Origin of the sequence: Sphingobacterium alimentarium (genome assembly GCF_004342685.1) — a bacterium.
Lineage (GTDB): Bacteria > Bacteroidota > Bacteroidia > Sphingobacteriales > Sphingobacteriaceae > Sphingobacterium > Sphingobacterium alimentarium.
Genome location: NZ_SMBZ01000008.1, coordinates 1 through 20,454 on the forward strand (window position 1 = coordinate 1; position 20,454 = coordinate 20,454).

Annotated in this window: 17 protein-coding genes; 10 read left to right on the forward strand and 7 right to left on the reverse strand. The window is 38.4% G+C overall.

From position 1 onward, the window contains the following. Positions 1–99 precede the first annotated feature (99 nt). Entirely contained in the window at positions 100–1,491 is a 1,392-nt protein-coding gene (locus EDC17_RS04485; RefSeq protein ID WP_132776953.1) for a type III PLP-dependent enzyme domain-containing protein, read from the reverse strand. A gap of 108 nt (positions 1,492–1,599) precedes the next feature. Here EDC17_RS04485 and argS point away from each other — a divergent pair, with 108 nt between their 5' ends. The 8 genes from argS (at position 1,600) to EDC17_RS04525 (ending at position 12,405) form a co-directional block, all read left to right on the forward strand. Beyond that, complete coding sequence (gene argS / locus EDC17_RS04490; protein WP_132776954.1) at positions 1,600–3,384, forward strand: arginine--tRNA ligase; 1,785 nt, start codon at positions 1,600–1,602, stop codon at positions 3,382–3,384. Between the two features lie 114 nt (positions 3,385–3,498). After that, positions 3,499–4,581: a Gfo/Idh/MocA family oxidoreductase gene (locus EDC17_RS04495; protein ID WP_132776955.1), complete on the forward strand. Its 1,083-nt coding sequence runs from the start codon at positions 3,499–3,501 to the stop codon at positions 4,579–4,581. A 144-nt stretch (positions 4,582–4,725) separates the two neighbouring features. Continuing rightward, a complete protein-coding gene (locus tag EDC17_RS04500; RefSeq protein ID WP_243646049.1) occupies positions 4,726–5,874 on the forward strand; it encodes a BaiN/RdsA family NAD(P)/FAD-dependent oxidoreductase in 1,149 nt (382 codons plus the stop codon). An 872-nt stretch (positions 5,875–6,746) separates the two neighbouring features. Continuing rightward, entirely contained in the window at positions 6,747–7,154 is a 408-nt protein-coding gene (locus EDC17_RS04505; RefSeq protein ID WP_132776957.1) for a response regulator, read from the forward strand. 68 nt (positions 7,155–7,222) lie between these two features. Beyond that, positions 7,223–8,029 carry a hypothetical protein gene (locus tag EDC17_RS04510; protein ID WP_132776958.1) on the forward strand — a complete coding sequence of 269 codons (807 nt, stop codon included), beginning with the start codon at positions 7,223–7,225 and terminating at the stop codon, positions 8,027–8,029. A 31-nt stretch (positions 8,030–8,060) separates the two neighbouring features. Beyond that, positions 8,061–9,143, forward strand: coding sequence for a ThiF family adenylyltransferase (locus tag EDC17_RS04515; protein ID WP_132776959.1), 1,083 nt, complete (start codon positions 8,061–8,063; stop codon positions 9,141–9,143). A gap of 15 nt (positions 9,144–9,158) precedes the next feature. Next, entirely contained in the window at positions 9,159–11,309 is a 2,151-nt protein-coding gene (locus EDC17_RS04520; RefSeq protein ID WP_165894362.1) for a sensor histidine kinase, read from the forward strand. 13 nt (positions 11,310–11,322) lie between these two features. Then, entirely contained in the window at positions 11,323–12,405 is a 1,083-nt protein-coding gene (locus EDC17_RS04525) for a hybrid sensor histidine kinase/response regulator (protein WP_243646046.1), read from the forward strand. A gap of 3 nt (positions 12,406–12,408) precedes the next feature. Here EDC17_RS04525 and EDC17_RS04530 read toward each other — a convergent pair whose 3' ends face one another. From EDC17_RS04530 to EDC17_RS04555, 6 genes are all read right to left on the reverse strand, one after another. Further along, on the reverse strand, positions 12,409–12,867 hold the full coding sequence (locus EDC17_RS04530; protein WP_132776962.1) for a response regulator: 459 nt from the start codon (positions 12,865–12,867) through the stop codon (positions 12,409–12,411). Between the two features lie 89 nt (positions 12,868–12,956). After that, on the reverse strand, positions 12,957–13,586 hold the full coding sequence (locus EDC17_RS04535; RefSeq protein WP_132776963.1) for an MCP four helix bundle domain-containing protein: 630 nt from the start codon (positions 13,584–13,586) through the stop codon (positions 12,957–12,959). Positions 13,587–13,691: 105 nt separating this feature from the next. After that, positions 13,692–14,246, reverse strand: a complete 555-nt coding sequence (locus tag EDC17_RS04540; protein ID WP_132776964.1) for a DUF4256 domain-containing protein — start codon at positions 14,244–14,246, stop codon at positions 13,692–13,694. Between the two features lie 49 nt (positions 14,247–14,295). After that, positions 14,296–14,679 carry a DUF423 domain-containing protein gene (locus EDC17_RS04545; protein ID WP_132776965.1) on the reverse strand — a complete coding sequence of 128 codons (384 nt, stop codon included), beginning with the start codon at positions 14,677–14,679 and terminating at the stop codon, positions 14,296–14,298. A 1-nt stretch (position 14,680) separates the two neighbouring features. Further along, the gene (locus tag EDC17_RS04550; RefSeq protein WP_132776966.1) at positions 14,681–15,361 is read right to left on the reverse strand and encodes a thioredoxin domain-containing protein; all 681 of its coding nucleotides are present in this window, start codon (positions 15,359–15,361) and stop codon (positions 14,681–14,683) included. Between the two features lie 56 nt (positions 15,362–15,417). Next, positions 15,418–17,580, reverse strand: coding sequence for a S46 family peptidase (locus tag EDC17_RS04555; protein WP_132776967.1), 2,163 nt, complete (start codon positions 17,578–17,580; stop codon positions 15,418–15,420). Between the two features lie 129 nt (positions 17,581–17,709). On the opposite strand from EDC17_RS04555, the gene EDC17_RS04560 reads away from it, so the two are divergent. After that, positions 17,710–18,651: a hydrogen peroxide-inducible genes activator gene (locus tag EDC17_RS04560; protein WP_132776968.1), complete on the forward strand. Its 942-nt coding sequence runs from the start codon at positions 17,710–17,712 to the stop codon at positions 18,649–18,651. An 8-nt stretch (positions 18,652–18,659) separates the two neighbouring features. Then, a complete protein-coding gene (locus EDC17_RS04565) occupies positions 18,660–20,447 on the forward strand; it encodes a chloride channel protein (protein WP_132776969.1) in 1,788 nt (595 codons plus the stop codon). Positions 20,448–20,454 lie beyond the last annotated feature (7 nt).

A 20,454-nucleotide genomic window follows, 5' to 3' on the forward strand; every position in this document is an offset into this window, starting at 1 on the left:
ATTATATCAAATTCAGGAAATACTCAGGAAAGAAGCTGACGATTAAAAAATAAAAAGCCGTATCTAACTTTTGATGTTTTGATACGGCCCCTTTTTGTTTTATTGATAACCTAATAGTTTCATTACTTGTTTGGAATTTTGCTCCTCACCAAATACTTCATAATTGAAAGTTTCATCTCGATTGCGACGTATCAATACGTGCTTTGGAGAAGGCAACAAACAGTGGTGAATACCACCGTAACCAGACAATACATCTTGGTATGCTCCCGTGTGGAAGAATCCTAAATATTGAACTTTACGTGTTTTAGGCATGAATACCGAGTTCATATGAGCTTCCTGATTGTAATAATCCTGACCATCACATGTGATACCCCCTAAATTGACACGCTCATATTCCGAATCCCAATTGTTGATCGGTAATAAGATATATTTTTGGTTCAATGCCCAAACATCTGGTAAGTTGGTGATGAATGAACCATCAATCATAAACCATTTTTCACGGTCATTTTGTTGCTTACGACCCAATACTTTGTACAAAATTCCTGAAGCCTCCGCCACGGTGTATTTACCAAATTCTGTAATAATATCCGGTTCCATTACTTCGTGGTGCGCACAGATTTGTTTGATGCGGTTTACGATCTCGTTGACCATGTATTCATAATCGAAATCATGAACCAATGAATCTTTGAAAGGCATACCACCACCAATATCTAATGTATCTAAATCTGGGTTGATTTTCTTGAATTTGCAATAAAGCGTTACATATTTCTCCAACTCATTCCAGTAATAAGGGGTGTCCGAAATACCAGAATTGATAAAGAAGTGCAACAATTTTACCTTGAAGTTCGGGTTGTCTGCAATCTTATTGTTATAGAAATCAATAACATCTTCTTGACGAATACCTAAACGAGAGGTGTAGAACTGCGAATCAGGTTGCTCTTCTGAAGCAATACGAATCCCCAACGCACATGGCTCGTCCAATTCAATTTCGTCATCATACAAGTTGAATTCTTCTTTATTATCCAATACAGGAATGATATTCGTATATCCATCATGAATCATATCGATGATATACTGTTTGTATTGGTAGGTTTTGAAACCATTACAAATTACCGTAATGTCTTTATTAACCGTGCCCTGACGCTCCAATGAATCAATCATCGGCATATCAAATGCAGATGAAGTCTCCAAGTGGATATCATTTTTCAACGCTTCTTCCACGATGTGTTTGAAGTGCGATGACTTGGTACAATAACAATACTTATACGACCCACGGTAATTGTGTTTCAATATTGCGGTTTGAAACAAAATCTTCGCCTGTTGTATTTTTTTACTGACAATAGGTAGGTAGGTAAAACGCAATGGCGTGCCATACGTTTCAATCATTTCCATCAAGTTCAAATCGTGGAAATACAATTCGTCGTCGATGATTTCGAATCCGTCTTGGGGAAAACCAACACTTAAGTCAAGAAATTCCTGATAGCTCTGCATTTTTTATTATTTTTGCAAAGATATACTTTCGTGATGAATACCTAAATACCTTAGGTGTTATTTTTTGACTTCATTATCAGAGAGATAGAATTATTACGCAATATTTACATGGCTAATTCGATACAACACACGCTAGTTGAACAAACTGTTGCTGCTGTCAAGGCACTTTATGGTGCTGATATTCCAGAGACACAAATAGCTCTACAAGAGACTAGAAAAGAATTTGAAGGACAAATTACTATCGTAACATTTCCTGTTACGCGCTTTTCTAAAAAATCACCCGAACAAACCGGTACAGAAATCGGTGGGTACTTACAACAAAACATCGATGCGATTTCGGCATTCAATGTAATCAAAGGATTTTTAAATATTTCGTTGTCGGATTCTTATTGGATCTCCTTGCTTAACGAAACTATTGTGGCTGCTGATTTTGGAAAATTCCCTTCCAATGGTAAGAAGTTGATGGTCGAATATTCTTCGCCCAATACCAATAAGCCACTGCACTTAGGTCATATCCGCAATAATTTATTAGGTTATTCGGTGGCGGAAATATTGAAAGCTTACGGTTACGATATTATCAAAGCTAATTTGGTAAATGACCGTGGTATCCACATCTGCAAGTCGATGTTGGCTTGGCAGAAATTCGGTAATGGCGAGACACCAGAATCTTCCGGATTGAAAGGTGACCATTTGGTAGGAAAATACTACGTTGTATTTGACAAAGAATACAAAAAAGAAATAGAAGCGCTAAAAGCCGAAGGGCAAAGCGAAGATGATGCAAAGAAAAATGCACCTTTGATGAAAGAAGCGCAAGAAATGCTACGTCAATGGGAAGCTGGTGATGAAGCAGTTATTTCTTTGTGGAAAACCATGAATGAATGGGTTTACGCTGGATTTGCAAAGACATACAAGCAATTAGGTGTTGATTTTGATAAATATTATTACGAATCCAATACCTATTTGTTGGGTAAAGATATTATTCAAGAAGGTCTAGACAGTGGTGTGTTCTTCAAAAAAGAAGACAATTCCGTTTGGATAGATTTGACGGATGAGGGCTTAGATCAAAAATTGGTTTTGCGTGGCGATGGTACTTCTGTGTACATCACGCAAGATTTGGGTACAGCACAATTGAAATTCGATGAATTCGGAATGAACGAATCGATATATGTAGTAGGTAACGAACAGGATTACCACTTCAAAGTATTGTTTTCGATCTTAAAGAAATTAGGTAAATCTTGGGCTGAAGGCTTATTCCACCTTTCTTACGGAATGGTTGATTTGCCTTCGGGTAAGATGAAATCTCGCGAGGGAACAGTAGTCGATGCGGATGATTTGATGGCTGAAATGATTGATACCGCACAATCGCGTACGGAAGAATTAGGTAAAACAGATGGTTTCTCGGAAGAGGAAAAATCAGAGCTTTACAATACCATTGGTATGGGAGCTTTGAAATATTTCTTGCTAAAAGTAGATCCGAAAAAACGTTTGTTGTTTGATCCAAGCGAATCGGTAGATTTCCAGGGACATACAGGTCCGTTTATTCAATATACCCACGCACGTATCAAGTCGGTATTGCGTAAAGCGGATTTCAATACTTCTGCCACAGTCGCTATCCCTGCAAGTATTTCTTCTTACGAACGTGATCTGATCCAGACTTTGGGTGAGTTTCCAAATGTGATCGCTGCTTCAGCAAAAGAATTTAGTCCAGCGCAATTGGCTAATTATGTGTATGAAATAGCAAAATTATACAACAAATTTTACCATGAGGAGACCATATTGAAAGCCGAAGATGCCGATGTGAAAACATTCCGTTTACATTTGTCAGCTTCAGCTGCAAAAGTAATTGCCGAATCTATGCGTTTATTAGGTATTCAGGTTCCAGAAAGAATGTAATTTTCAAAAAACCATTTAATATTTGAATAATCTAACCAAGAAATTGGTTAGATTATTTTTTTTTGAGCCGTGTGCTAAGTATATTTAGCCTCTTATAAGCCCTAATAATTGAGTATGAAAAGATACAAAGTAGGATTGATTGGGTTTTCAATAGGAGGACATGTATTTCATGCTCCTTTTATCGCAAGCAATCCAAATTTAGAATTATATAAAGTGACTGCGCGTAAAGCGGATCAGCAAAAAATGTTGGCGGAACGTTATCCTGCTGCAGTCGGTGTATTATCTGCTGATGATATTATCAATGACCCGGAAGTAGATATTGTTGTTGTGGCCACTTCGAATGATGTGCACTATAGTTTGACAAAACAAGCGTTGGAAGCGGGAAAGCATGTGGTGGTAGAAAAGCCATTTACCAATACTACCGCCGAAGCTGACGAGTTAATTGCATTAGCCAAATCAAAAGGTTTACTTTTGTCCGTTCATCACAATGCGAGATTCCATTCGGATTATAAAACTGTAAAACGTGTATTGGCAGAGGGTAGATTGGGACGTGTGGTGAGTTATGAAGCCCGATTCGATCGCTTCCGTAATTTCTTGAGAGAAGGAGCTTGGCGTGAACAGAATTTGCCGGGTTCAGGAATACATTACGATCTGGGAGCGCACTTAATTGATCAAGCTTTGCAGTTATTTGGTCATCCGGACTATGTTTTTGCAGATTTAAGGGCACAGCGTGATGGAGCCTCTGCTGTAGATGATTTCGAGTACATCTTGTCTTATCCACGATTAAAGGTAACCTTGAAAGGACAAATGCTGGCCAAAGAACCGACACCACGCTTTGCGATCTATGGGATGAATGGTTCTTTTGTGAAGAGCGGCGTGGATCCTCAGGAAAACTTGTTGCGTGCGGGCATACGACCAGAAGCCAAGCCCGATTGGGGTGTAGAGTCTGCGGATATTCAAGGGTCGCTTTCTCTGTTAGAAAATGGGGACGATGTGCACGAATATGTTTTGAGTGAGATTGGGACAGGTCAGGATTTTTATAAAAATATAGTCGCTACTTTGCGTGGTGAGGAATCCTTATTCATCAAGCCTGAAGAAGCACGCGATGTGATTCGCATTCTTGAATTGGGAGATATATCGTGGCGGGAGCGGAGAACAGTTCCCGTAGCCGGCGAATTAATTTCAACAAAATATTAATAAAAATCCCGAAGCTGCAAGGTTTCGGGATTTTCATTTATTTAATTTGTCCTATTTAGGAAGAGGACCTATCTTTGGTGATTAATTCAGAAAACATTGGTAAAATACGACGCAATAATTATTGGGGCAGGAGCATGTGGATTGATGTGCGCAGCACAGGCGGGCTTGTTAGGGAAAAAGACATTACTGCTTGAACGCAATGACAAACCTGGCGCTAAGATTCTGATATCAGGAGGAGGCCGTTGTAATTATACCAATATGGGTACGAGCTTAGAGAATTTTGTGTCTGAAAATCCTAAATTTCTGAATGCGGTATTTGCGCAATGGTCAGTAACAGATACCATTGACTTTTTCCAAAATTTTGGAGGAATAAAACCACAAGAAAAAACACTCGGCCAACTTTTTCCCACATCGAATAAAGCTAAAGATATCGTCGCTACCTTCACCAAATTGCTGTTCGACACGGGTCAGGACTTGTGGTTGAATACTTTGGTCAAAGCGGTGCAAAAGATAGATGATGGCTACGAGCTTTCGGTAGAAAGAAATGGGAGAGAAGAAAAATTAAATGCTCCAAAAATCGTATTTGCTTCGGGAGGTCTCCCAGTACACAAATTGGGTGCTTCGGATTTTGCGATTCGGGCAGCTTGCCAATTTGATATGGAAATAATGCAAACCGCACCGGCTTTGGTACCTCTAACTATCACGGGTAAAGATGCGGAATGGTATGCTTCCTTGTCCGGTAATTCTGTTTTTGCGCGCGTGTACAACGATCGTATATCTTTTGAAGAGAACATCCTTTTTACGCATTGGGGATTAAGCGGTCCAGCTATTTTGCAAATCTCATCTTATTGGCGCGCTGGTGAAATATTCACTATGGATTTGCTGCCAAAATTTAGCCTCGAAGATATCATCAAGCACGAGCGAAACAGTGGGGGCAAGCGCTTGGTGGGACAAATTCTCAATGATTATTTTACCAAAAAAATGGTCGATGCCTTGGGCAAATATCTTCCTCTCGATATTAAAATCGCCTCATTGAGCAAAGCTGATGCAAAATTAATAATTGATACCATCCACAAGTTTAAAGTAAAAGCTGCAGGCGATAAAGGCTACGACAAAGCGGAAGTGATGCGCGGAGGTATAGCTACACATGAACTCAATCCCAAAACATTAGAGTCTAAGAAAAATCCTGGCCTATACTTCGGTGGAGAGGCTGTAGACATCACAGGCTGGCTAGGCGGGTACAATTTTCAATGGGCATGGGCAGCAGGATACGCTATCGCGCAAGATTTGTAAGGAAGTTGCTTCTATTCTTTACAACGCTAGCGTACCCTCAAATTTTTCCTTACATCAAGTATTGTTTGGTTAATTATAAATTAATTTCTATTTTTATCGCATAACCATTGGTAAACCAGCCTAATCGAAGAATGTCGTATAATTAGTGATTTAAATATTCAGCAATTATATAAGTTTATATATTTACGGTTACGTTAACGGTTAACCGAATTGCGTAATCTGGGTTAAAGCAAAATTTCCAGTTACATTACTTTTATTCAGAAACCGAAAACGGCATCAAAACACAGATTTGGTGTACCTTGATCGCCCAATTACTATTGCAGGTCTTAAGAGTGAGATCGTAAAGCAAAAAGGCATTCTCCACCATGGCTGCTCTTATTCGAATCCACCTTATCAGCTATCTAGAGCTATTTTGGATGGTGGAAAATTGCAGGAGAACCTATGTCAAAATCCACAAAAAGAAAAAACCTCCCGCTATACAAACCGAATTATTCTAAAATAGGGGGAGGTAGGTTTTTGTAAATTCAAAAATACATACTGATAAACAGTGTGTTATAGATTTTTATTGACTAAAAAAATTTTTACCCGTTTGGTAGTGTTTAAAAATATATTAAAGTGTTTGCCAAACCAAAAGTTTTTGTAAATTGCGAAGGACTAGAAGCCTGTAGCTATGGGTTTGGTCCGACTATTTATGAAAAACATATTTAGATTTTTTTTGATCTAATCTCAAAATCTACAGTCTTTTAAATAGGAGAGATTATATGTAATGCATTATTCCTTTTGCTTTAATTTCTAAAAGGGAGTGATTCGTTTTACAACATAATATAATGCCTCTTAAAGATGGAATGTAGGTTGTAAATCTATCAAATTTTATGCGTGTTGCGCTGGTAGAAGATAATGCAATCTTCTGTTTTTTATTTAAAAGATTTCTAGAGGAGTATCCGGCTAGAAAAATTGAGGTTCAGCTTTTTTCGGATGGCAAGAAGGCATTGGATTATTTTGTTTCAACCAAAGATGAACCAAGTTTTCATCCTAATCTGATTTTTATTGATATAAATATGCCCATTATGAATGGTTGGGAGCTAATTGATAATTTAATGAATTATAAATTTGAATTTATCCATAATAGCCATGTTTACATAGTGAGCTCTTCAAAAAGTCCATTGGATAGATCAAATTATAGAGAGTATAATTTTATAAAGGATTATATAACCAAACCAATAGATAGAGAGGGTATTTATAAGATTTTGGATGAATATATCAGTGATGAGTCCCAATAATCCATTTTAAACCGAATACCTTTGCAAAACGAACATAAATATTTTTTTACATTTAATTGCTTTATAAAGTGGCTTTAGTATTTAAAGATGGTCGACCTGTAGTTCGATTAAGAGCTTTCAGAGCGATAGATGACCCAAAAACGTGTGAAAAATTTATAGAAGGGCACGCTCATGTGCTGACATCTATAGGCGTTAAAAAGGTGACCTCATCCAAAGATGAGTGGATGTACAATCCTGCTGCCTTCGTTTTGATTGTAGAATCTCTCGATGGAGAGTCCGTATATGGAGGTGCTCGGGTGCACGTAGCTGGAGGGTCACAATTATTGCCTATCGAAGAGGCTACGGGCAAAATGGACCCTAAGATTTTTGATCTGGTATGGCAGCATTCGCAAACGGGTACAGGTGAGGTATGTGGCTTATGGAATTCCCGAGAAATCGCTGGATATGGAGTGGGAAGTATCTTTTTGACCCGTGCCGCAGTAGCTATCTCGACACAAATTGGCCTAAATTCCTTGTTTGCGCTGTGTGCGCCGTACACCGTAAAAATGGCTGAATCTGTAGGTTATAGGCTAGAAAATAGCGTGGGCAACAATGGTACATTTTATTATCCCAAATTAGATTTATTAGCGACTTCGATGATTTTAGAAGATGTGAAGAATCTGCCTATTGCTGATCCCGAAGAGCGCGATTCCATATTTAAAATTCGAAATAATCTGGATGTCACTAAAGTCGAAATTCTCCGGAAAAGAGAAATTGAGATCGAGTATAAAGCAGAAATTGAGCATCTGGACAAATGGGATATCAATAAAGTCATTCAAAGCCTGCGGAAACCAACCATCCATAGTGTGTCTCAGGAGGATCTCAGTTTCTTATAGTCTTTCTGCACTGTAATTATAATCTAAATTAATGGAAAATTCTTTTAAAGCTGAAATCCTGCAAATTGGTCAGCCGGAAGATCAAAGGAAAATTGATGTTCTTTTAAACGATAAATCTATTCAGAAGTTTGATACGATATATACCCAACTGGAAGAGTTAATAAAAATTAAATTTCCAGCTGTCAATTTTTCAATAGCGGAAATGAATGAAGCTATTCGAACTCATCTGCAGGGAAGGAATATGGAGGAGTATGGCTTATGGGTTTATTATCCATGGAGCAAGCGTTTGGTACATACACTCTATGAAGAAGAATTTGTGTCGGTAAGGACGAACAGAAATCAGCTAAAGATTACAAAAGAGGAGCAGGACATTCTACGGACTAAGACTGTAGGAATTATTGGGCTGTCCGTGGGGCAATCCATTGCATTAACGATGGCGATGGAACGTATTTGCGGTACCATCAAACTGGCAGATTTTGATACAGCGGAATTAAGTAATTTGAACCGTATACGAACAGGTATACACAATCTTAATATAAATAAAACCGTCATTGCGGCACGAGAAATCGCCGAAATTGATCCTTTTATAGATGTGAAAATTTATCAAGAAGGGTTGACAGATCAAAATATGGAGGACTTTATGTTAGGCACCTCCAAATTGGATGTACTCGTGGAAGTGTGTGACGGTCTAGATATAAAAATAAATAGCCGAATAGCGGCTAAAAAGTTCCGTATTCCTGTAATTATGGAAACGAATGACAAATGTATGTTGGATGTCGAGCGTTATGATATAAATGAAAACTATCCAATCCTTCATGGGTTAATATATGAAGCAGAGGTGCATTCATTAGACAATCTATCAGGAGAAGATCGCATGAATCTGGTAAAGCAAATCGTGAATGTGGAGAATCTATCCGCGAGGATGCTGGATTCTTTTGGGGCTATGGGTAAATCTATACGTTCTTGGCCTCAATTAGCTTCTTCGGTGACCATGGGGGGAGCGGTTACTACTGATGTGACCCGCAAAATATTATTGGGTGAAGATGTAGTTTCGGGTAGATGCTATTTTGATATAGATGAAGTGTTGAGAAACAATTCGATGTATAATAACTAGATTATGCGTTTAAAAATGCGATTTATAGTAAGTTTGATATTTTTTCTTTCCATCACCGCTTTACATGCTACCCAGCCTGTATTAAGGATTGGGAGTATGAGTGGCGATAGGTATGTGGGTTCGTATCTTCATGTTTTTCAAGATTCTTCTAATAATTTAACTTTTGAAGATATTCTTCAAAGTGATTCACTGTTCAAGCAAAGTACAAGTGATGTTCCTAATTTAGGAGTTAATAATTTCAATAATTGGGTGAAATTTCAGTTTGTGAATGAGATACCCCATGATCATTTAATATTAAACATTTCTAATCCATCCATTGACCGGGTTAAGTTATACAAGGTTGTAAACGGGCAGATAGACAGTGTAGAATTTGATATTAACGGTGATCTTAAAGAAAGAGCGGTGGAGCATCAATTTTATACGTTTGATTTGTTTGTTCCACACAAAGATACCGTGACCTGCTATATCAAAGTGAATAGTGTGAAACAATTATTGCTTCCGGTCTCGATTTGTGCAGAAAAACCGATTGTAAGCCAGATACTCACTTATGATTTGAGTTCCGGTTTTTTTATTGGTATCATGTTGATGGTGTTGTTGTACAACCTATTTATCTTTTTAGGTGTAAGGGATAATCACTACCTGGCCTTTGTGCACTACATCTTTTGGGTTGCCGTAGTTCAAGTTGCCATTCTAGGATTTTTTCCACGTCTCATAGGTTCTCCTATATTATCAAATGTCAAATTCGTTGCTTTTGCGGGGGCGATGTCGGGAATTGCTTCTATACTGTTTATTAAATCATTTTTAAATACAAAGAGCCTTCACCGACGCGTGAATTGGTCATTGAATACTATACTCCTCGGCGATCTCATTGCTATAGTACTTTTGATTGCTGGCTTTCCGGGATTGAGCTACGAGATTATAAATTTTGTGGCAGGTTTAGGTTCTATCGTAGTATTGATAATCGGGTTTATTGCGCTCAAAAATGGAAACAAGTCTGCAAAATTATTTTTAATCGCTTGGGGAATATTTTTGGGGAGTGTAATCGTATATGTGTTGAAAGATTACGGCATCTTATCCTATAATAAATTCACATTTCATTCTGTCCAAATAGGGGTATCTATCGAGGCATTATTGTTGTCATTTGCGTTGGCCGACAAAATCAATATCTACCGCAAAGAGAAAGAAGAGTCACAAGCCAAAGCAATGCAAATCTTAATGGAGAATGAACATTTGATACGCATGCAGAATATCGAATTGGAGCGTAATGTGCAGGAGCGAACCAAAGATCTGACGACGGCCAATGATTCCTTAACGGCAGCATTACAACATCTGAAGGACACACAAAGTCAGCTGGTAGAAGCTGAAAAAATGGCTTCTTTAGGACAATTGACAGCCGGGGTAGCTCATGAAATCAATAATCCTATTAATTTCGTGACTGCCAATGTCGCTCCATTGAGAAGAGATATTGACATGATCTGGGAAGCTATTGCCGAATTCGAAAAACTGGCTCTCAATACCGAACTTACTACTGAAGAAAAGATGAAGTGGATCGCTGACTATAAAGGTGATATGGACATTGATTATGTCAAGACGGAAGTGGAATTTTTACTGAAAGGTATGCATGAGGGAGCTAGCCGTACCGCTGAAATTGTAAAAAGTTTACGTGTATTTTCACGAGTGGATGAAGATACCCTAAAATTTGCTGATATCAATGAAGGGGTCGATTCTACAATGGTGATTTTAAATAGCTTGGTTAAAGATAAAATTGATGTACACAAACAGTATGGAGACATCCCTTTAATTGAGTGCTATGCCGGAAAATTAAATCAAGTCTTCTTAAATATACTTTCAAATGCGATTTACGCGATAGATAAAAAATTTGGGGAAAGTATTGGGGGACATTTAGTCATCGAAACAGGTATATTTGAGACGGATTCTTCTATATTTATTAAAATAACCGATAATGGTATTGGAATTCCAGAGCATGTGAAAGACAAAATCTTTGAACCTTTCTTTACGACCAAAGATGTGGGCGAAGGCACGGGATTGGGTATGTCAATAGCATATAAAACTGTAGAAAAACATAATGGCAGGATTTTGGTGGAATCAGAAGTAGGAGTGGGCACTACCTTTAATATCATTATACCTATGAGGCACACTGAATAGAAATTGGATGGATATGGATAAAGTAGAGATTTTGTATGTAGATGATGAATTAAATAATCTTTTGGGATTCAAGGCTAATTTCAGGTTAGATTATACAATTCATACGGCTTCGGATACCATCGAAGCAGAGAAGATATTGGCAGAGAATCCTAATATCAGAATTATTTTTTGTGATCATCGCATGCCCCATGAGCTGGGTGTCGATTTTCTGTCAAGAATTAAGAAGCTATATCCACGTCCTATTCGTATACTTCTGACCGCTTATGCGGATATGAATGTAGTCGTCAATGCCATCAATAAGGGTAACATATTTAAGTTTGTGCGCAAACCGTGGTTGAATGAGGATATTATTTCTTCGATAGAGGAAGCAAATAAATTTTATATAGCCACATCCTTGTTAGATATAAAAAATGAAGAGCTACAGAAAGCCTACGATGAATTGGATAAGTTCGCCTATAGCATCAGTCATGATATGCGTGATCCACTGGCAGGAGTGCTCTCAGCCATTAGCTATGCATTGGGTTACGATCAAGTTAAGCCTATTCATGAACTTCTACTGCTGATGCAGGGATCTGTATTGAAATTGGATCAATACATTGACAGCCTCAAAGATTATTATCTGCTGCGCAGAGGAGAATTACTGTTGAAAGAAATAGACTTCCATGAGGTCGCTGACTCGATTAATGAATTCTATAAAATTTCTATTGAAGAGAATAAGGTGAATCTTAGCATAACGGTAGAACAGAATTCTTTGTTCAAAAGTGATTTATCCTTACTCGAACTTATATTGCACAATTTGCTGAGCAATGCATTTAAATATCAAAAGCTTGACGCAAAAGACAAATACATCAAAGCACAATTCAAAGTAGCCAAGGGTATGGCTACGATCATCGTGGAAGACAATGGGATAGGTATCGCCAATGAATCTGTCGAGGATATTTTTAAATTATTCTACAGGGCCAGCCACCAGGCTCAAGGCATGGGCTTTGGCCTGTATAATGTAAATAGTGCGTTGATAAAAATTAATGGAAAAGTAGAAGTGGAATCCGAATTAGGAAAAGGCACAAAATTTACATTGTACATTCCTAGTAAATAGCATTTACGATAATAATTTCTGTCTTAATAGAAATTCCAATTGCTCATTAGAATCTTCTAAACTTGAAAATTTGTCTAGTGTTGATTTCCTGTCAGCATATATTTCGTAAGCTTTCTGAATGGTCTCATCCAATTCATTTGCATTCCAAGGCTTCGTTAAGTAGTGGAATATTTTCCCTTTATTAACAGCGTCTATGACAGCCGTCATATCGGTATATCCTGTCAATAAAATGCGCATTGGCTCAGGATTAATCTCAATCACTTTTTCTAAAAACTCTACGCCAGTCATCTCGGGCATTCTTTGGTCTGTGATGATGATTTCAATAGGCGTTTTCTTAATAATTTCAATAGCTTCATTTCCACTAATAGCCGTATGAATATTGTATTTCATCCGAAAATTAGCCTTGAAGGAAACTAAATTATTCTCTTCGTCATCTACATATAAAATAGATATTTTACTCATGGTGTTTTTCAATTATGGCAAATGTATGTTGCTAAGATACAAATATGCAGTAATTAATAAAATTATACTAATCCGTTATGTATTAATGCTTAATTCAAATGATGGCTATCTTTGGTTTTTGGGATGACGAGCGGCTTTGTGGAAAGTATTATTTTTTGTATCAATATCGATATAACAATAATAGTCACAATCTCTAGGTAGGAGAGGAAACTTCTCGTATTGGTAATACTCAAGACTTCTTCAAGTTTATTTTTCCCTTCATCAACTTGAATGGAAGATAAAATTTTCAGTATTTTTTGTGCTTCCAAGCTTGTCGCTAATGCTGTTTCGGGCTTGGATTGTTGAATGTCTTTCTTAATGTCTTGACATAGCTCTTTGAATTTTTGAAAATTTATCTGCTCAGTTTCGGTGAGGTAGGTCTTGTCGTACAATGTGGTGAGGGAATCTATTTCCGCAAGTGCTGCTTTGGTAATCTGGGCTTTATTGGGCGCATTCGATTGGAGAACATGAATCACTTCTTCCATATCGTTTGAAAGTGTCAATATGTAATTTCCCACCACTACTCTGTCTTCATAAATAGAAGTGACTGCATTGTTCAGTCGTTTTATGGTCGAGCGCTCTTGGAGATTGGTAAGGAGCATCAAAACAAGAACAGAGAATAATAAAGTCGCAATTTTTATTTTACTAAGAGCCGTTAGGCCCATTTTTTTAAATATCATTATAGGTTCGTTTTTTAGATGTTATGTCAATTTACTGATTCCATTTGAAATACAGTAGTTTTAATACTAACAATCTAAATCCAATAGTGTGGGGATTAATCGTCATTAAATCTTCAAAATCCCTCTAAAACCCCGAACACCGTAATAGGATTCGGCCCCATTGTGGTAGGTAAATACGCGTCCAAAACGACGATCTCCAAATAATGCACCGCCTTTGGCCCGGATAGCAACGGGCGTCTTAATCCAACTGGAAGTTTTTAAATCAAACTCCCCGAGTTGCTGGAACGCATGATACTGTTCTTCATCCATCAATTCAATGCCTATTTCTTCGGCCATATGCACTGCTGAATTTTCGGGTTTGTACTGCTTTCTGGATTCCAATGCCTCGTGGTCATAGCACACACTTCTGCGTCCTTTGGGACTTTCGGCCACGCAATCAGCAAAAATAATTTCTTGCGTAACCTCATCTTTACCAATAACATCAGGTTCACCTCCTGTTTCCTCCATTTTGTAAATCGTGAGTAATTTGGAAGGGTTATTTTGAAGTTTCTCTTTTACGCTTTCCCAATCTATATTTGGATGGCGAGTTGTGAATTTTAAAAATCTCTTTTCCAGTGTATTAATTAATTCTTGAGCTGTTTCTTTAGATAACTGGTTCATAATGATTAGCGAATCGTCTACCTAAAGTTAAGTATTTCATGCTAAAAAATTAAGATGCGTTGAAGAAAGATGTCATAAACGAAGCCCAACCAATAATCATCAGCAATCCGCCTAGGGGAGTGATAGGGCCGATAAACTTCAAATTCTTTTTCCAATAATCGGCAAAAGATAGGAAATAAATGCTGCAGGAGAAAAGTAGAGTGCCTAGTGTGATTGCGTAAATCGCAAGGCGCTCGCTGTAGAGGTCAAAATCCAACTGAAAACCTAAAATGAGTAACGTCAGCGCGGAATACATCTGATAACGAACACCCACTTCAAAAGAAGCTAATTTATCGGCTGAAATTTTCTTTTTGAACAAATGCGCGCCAAATGCACCTAATATTATCGCGGTGATACCAAATATGGAGGCTATGATTAGGGTATACGTATTCATATTAATTGATAGCTTTTTGTAGAGTTTCTAGATCAGTTAGTCCGGTTGTAGTCCACGTTTCTTTTCCAAATTTATAGATCGAAATTTGCGGTATGCCCGAAATGCCCATTTGTTTGACCAGTGTCTTATTCAGATCGGTATTTATTTTAAGGACTTTCACGGTGTCTTTATGTTGTGAAGCCACATCAGCAATGATAGGGGCCATCTCTTTGCAAGGCACACACCAGTCGGCATAAAAATCTACCAGTACTTTTGGGTGGTATTTAATGAAAGCTTTAAATTCTTTGAGAGTCAGATTTGTTAATTCTTCTTCTGTAGTGACCAAAGGCAGATTGGATTTTTGCCAGTCGATGACTCCACCTTGGATGTCGAATACTCGAAATCCTTGTTCGGTAAGATATTTTGCAGCTTTTGCAGAGCGATTGCCGGATTTGCAGTACAAATAAACTGGCTTCTTTTTATTGAGCTTATTGCTGATTTCGGCAAACTGATCCTGCTTGTTCCAATTGATATTTATCGCATTGGGAATATGATTCAGATCGTACTCATTTTCCGTACGAACATCCAGCAGTTGTACGCCTGTTTTCTTGATTTTTTTTAAGGCTTGATCATTTGAAATCTTCGTCTGTGCGAAGGTGGTACATGCTATAAATATGCTGATCGCTGTAAGTAAATGCCTCATGTGTAATTAAGTTTTTTTGTAATATGATAAGAGGTGCGTTGAGCACCTCTTTAATTTTAAATTCCCATTTCTTTGATGATAAACTGTGCGTTGTCGATCTTGTCAGCGATCCACAGTACATAGCGAATATCCACACCTATTGAACGGCTGTAACTTTCGTTCCAAGCGAAGTCATTGATGGTGGCATCATACGAGCGGTCGAAATTCACACCAATCAATTCTCCATAAGCGTTCATAATCGGTGATCCCGAATTACCGCCTGTTGTATCCATATTATAAAGAATGTTTACTGGTACATCATCCGTTCCTTTGCGGGTATAAGGACCAAAGTTTTTGGCTAGCCAAGCTTCCTGAATAGGTTGAGGATATTTAAATTCAGGATCTCCAGAATTACCCTTTTCTAGCAAACCTTTCACGGTAGTGAAAGGAGCCATATACGTAGCATCTGCCGGACTGTATCCTTTGATATTACCATATGTCAGACGCAATGTAGAATTGGCATCAGGAATAAAGTTTTTCGCTTGGAAAACTTCTTTCACTGCTACATAATCACCCATCAGGCGATTAAGGACGCCTTCACGACGCTTTAACTCTTCGCGGTATGTTGTATATTCTTCGTTAAGCTGTAGTTGGATTTTTAATGCTTCATCCGAATAATTCAATAGAGATTTTGCATCTTTCAATACTGAAGCATATAGCCCATCTGCAGAATTTAACTTCGACTCGTTGATCGTTTGCTCAATATAAGAAACCGCTTGTGTAGCATCTGCAAAATTCTTTTTCTGTATCGTTTGGATGCGGTGATGACCTGTCAGTGCCATCGCGTCAGCAAACATACGTGCAGCAATAGCTTTGTCTGCAGTGACATTATAGCTTTCGTAGACAGCGTCCAGCTGTTTTTTGACATTGGCTATATTCAAGTCGAAAAACTGTTGTCTTTCGCTATCGCTTTTATGATTGGCTACAGCTTTTTTGAACGAGTTAATTAGACTGGCTACATGCATAGTACGTATGCCGGTATACAGGTTGTTGAACCAAAGTTCACGCAGAGCATCAGAGAAAACCAATTGATAATGTGCGTCAATATCCTGCATCAAATTGCCATATTTTGATTTGAGCTCTGGCTTGCTAGTGATGAAGTTAGCCAATTCCTGATCTTCTTTTTTCTTCGTGGTAATCAGATCAATATTTCGTAAGCCTTTAAGTTTTCCACGGTAATTTTTCATTACGTTCGCATTTCTTTTGATGCGTGTGGCTAAGGCCAATTCTGTGGCTTTATCGTTCTTTCCGGCTAGAGCCATTTGTTGATTCTGAAAATCATAAAGTTCAGAAACATAAGGTAGCAAAAATTGCTGTTGGTATGCGATGAATTGAGCCGGTCTGTGTCTAAATGTGCGACCCGGATACCCTAGAATAAAAACAAAGTCATTTTCCTCGACACCCTTTGGATTTACTTTTAAATGTTTTTTGGGTTGATAAGGAATATTGTCTTTTGAATATTTGGCAGGTTTGCCGTCCGGCGCTACATAGGCACGTAAGAAGGAGAAGTCACCTGTATGGCGTGGCCATACCCAGTTGTCCGTCTCTCCACCAAATTCGCCAATATCTTGACGAGGGATATATACTAAACGTACATCTTCGATAGTTTTATAGCGGAAAAGAACATAGGACTTACCGATAAACATTTCCGATACTTCTGCTTTTATGCTGGGGTCTTTAGCTTCCGCTTCGCGGGCTATGTCCTGACGCAATTTTGTGATGGTATTAATGCGTTCGATGGGATCTGAAATATTAGCTACTGCATTTAATATGCGCGTGGAAACATCTTCGTATGAATCTGTGATACGAATGGTGAGACCTTTGGCTTCGATTTCTTTTTCTTGCGAACTTGCCACAAAGCCATTTTCTAAATAATTATTAGCAGGCGTAGAAGCCAGTTGCACCGCGCTGAAAGCACAGTGATGGTTGGTAATGATTAGGCCATTGGGCGATACAAAAGAACCCGAACATCCTGATACTTGCACCAAGGCGTCAACTAACCCGATCTGACCTGGATTATAAATGTCTTTTTCATTAATTTTTAGACCCGCTTTCTTCAAGCCTGCACGACTCAATTCGCTCAATGGAAACATACCTTCATCGGGTATGGAGGCCGTGAATACCGAGGCTGAACCCATAAGAAGGGCAATCAAAACTGCTGATTTAAGATTTAATTTCATACTCAATTCGATTTTCTCAAAAATACTAATTCTTTCTAAGCTTTAGGGAGTTTTTGTGTGACATTAATACCCATTCGAGTCCGGTTTTGCTTATATCTTTTCTATCTTTGTATAATAAAAATTTATACGATGACTTTAGTTCAATTGGAATATATTGTCGCAGTGGATACTTATAGAAGTTTTGTTGCTGCTGCGGAGAAGTGTTTTGTAACTCAGCCCACTTTGAGTATGCAGATCCAAAAATTGGAGGAATCTCTAGGGGTTAAAATATTTGATCGAAGTCGTCAACCGGTGGTGCCTACAGAAGTAGGACTTAAAATCATTGAGCAAGCTCGTACGGTATTAATAGAAAGCCAAAAGATCAACGAAATTTTACAAGTAAAAAAAGGAGAGCTAGAGGGAGAACTTCGAGTAGGTGTCATTCCGACGGTCGCACCATATCTGCTGCCGGATGTGATAACGGTGTTTTTAAAAAAATACCCAAAGGTAAAGCTGCAGATTTGGGAATACACAACCGAACGTATCGTGCATGAGTTGAAACAGGGGTCCCTGGACTGTGGGATACTGTCGACGCCTTTGAGCGAATCCAGTATCGTGGAAACTCCGATTTTCTACGAAACCTTTGTGGCTTATGTTTCTGAAAAAAGCGCCCTGTACCAAAAGAAATCTTTGAGCACGGAGGATATTGGTGAAGAAAAATTGTGGCTGCTCAATGAAGGACACTGTATGCGTGGACAGGTATTGAACATCTGCAATTATAAACATAATTATGGTTTAGAAGGCACTTTTGAATACAATACCGGATCAGTGGAAACGCTCAAACGTATGGTCGATATCAATTCTGGTGTGACCATATTGCCCGAGATGAGTATCCGAAATTACAATGAGGACGAAATTGCACATGTTCGTTATTTCAAATCGCCAGAGCCGGTACGTGAAATATCGGTGGTGACCACACAAAATTTCGTGAAAAAACAAGCCGTACATACACTCATAAAAGAAATTTTAGATATCATACCCGAACGTTTCAAGTCTAAGAAAAAGAAGGAAGTAATGGGATTTGATTTATAGGAGATACGATGAAAAGATTTTCAGTTAAGTTACAGCAGTTGAATAAGTGGAGAATGCAGAAAGTTTCGAATCGAAATTTTATCATTATTCTGGCTTTTGTGGTGGGTATCGTAGGTGGCATCGCGGCTTCCTTGCTGAAAGGGCTTACCCATTGGATTGCTTCCTTTTTACAAGACGATATTGATTGGCATTATAAGTATTCGTTGTATTTGATATTTCCCTTGATAGGGATATTGCTTTCAGTGATATATTTAAGAAAAGTATTACGAGGAAAGAAATTTGAGCATGGAATAACACCGATCATCTATGCTATATCGCGTAAATCAAGCCGTATCGAGCCGCATAATGTGTACTCCCAAATTGTGACTTCCGCGCTGACAGTAGGATTTGGTGGTTCCTCCGGACTGGAAGCACCTATAGCGCATAGTGGTGCGGCAATAGGCTCCAACATTGGTCGTTTTTTCGGATTGAGCTATAAAGAAGTAACTATGTTGCTCGCTTGTGGTGCGTCTGCTGGTATATCAGGGGCATTTAATAGCCCAATTGCCGGAATGATCTTTTCCATAGAAATCCTGCTTACTGAGTTTTCTATCCCAGTATTGATTCCATTATTGATATCATCTGCGTTGGCCGCTGTAGTTTCCAAAATATTATACAGCGAGCCACTGTTCTATACGAGTGTCACAGGTTGGGAGGTAAACGCACTCTTATTCTATATTTTATTGGCGGTAATCGTAGGTCTGTACACCATTTATTTTTCGAAATTCAGTCAGTATATCAAGAAATTATATAGCAATATCCATAGCCCTTATATGCGGGTATGGGTGAGTGGCTTATCCTTGGGTGTATTGATATTTATATTTCCAGCACTGTATGGTGAAGGGTATTTGACTATTCAGCAACTGTTAGATGGACAGTTCAATGCGATTGTGAAAAATAGTTTATTTGCGGACTACCGTGATATTGGTTGGGTGATTGTTGCTTATACGGTTCTTACATTATTTGCCAAATCGCTGGCAGCTTTGGTTACCGTGAATAGTGGCGGTAATGGTGGTGTATTTGGTCCAAGTTTGGTGATGGGGGGCTTGCTGGGCTTTGCCTTTGCCTATGGTATTAACATGACAGGATTGATGCAACTTAATGTGCCTAATTTTGTGATGGCTGGTATGGCTGCGGCGTTGAGTGGTATTATGCATGCGCCTTTGACGGGGGTGTTTTTGATTGCTGAGGTAACGGGAAGTTATGCCTTGATGGTGCCGCTGATGATAGTTACTTCTATCTCATACCTGATCAATCGCAATGGTATGCATCATTCTATTTACACCAAGGTACTGGCCGAATCAGGTGATTTAATTTCTTATGAAGATAAGGATCGCTCTGTCTTGAGTATGATGAAGCTGCGCTATGTGATTGAGACCAATTTTATTAAACTTAGCCCGCAAGAAACACCGACAGAGCGTAAAAAAGATATTATACATTCCAAACGTAACATATTTCCGATCGTAGAGGCTGACGGCAAATTTTTGGGAATCATATACAGTGAACGCTTGTTTGCGATATTATTGGGTGAAGAAGAAGGCGCAAACCGAAATTTTGCAACTTTGGCCCAAAAGCCGAACGATATCATAAATGTCAATGAAAATATGGATATCGTGATGAAAAAAATGAATAGGGAGGATGTCTGGATATTGCCAGTTATTGACAATAATGGTAATTATCTTGGGTTTATATCCAAATCAGCTGTATTTAATAAGTATCGTGCGCTGCTGATGCGGCAGGGTAGTTATCTCGAATAAAATTAAT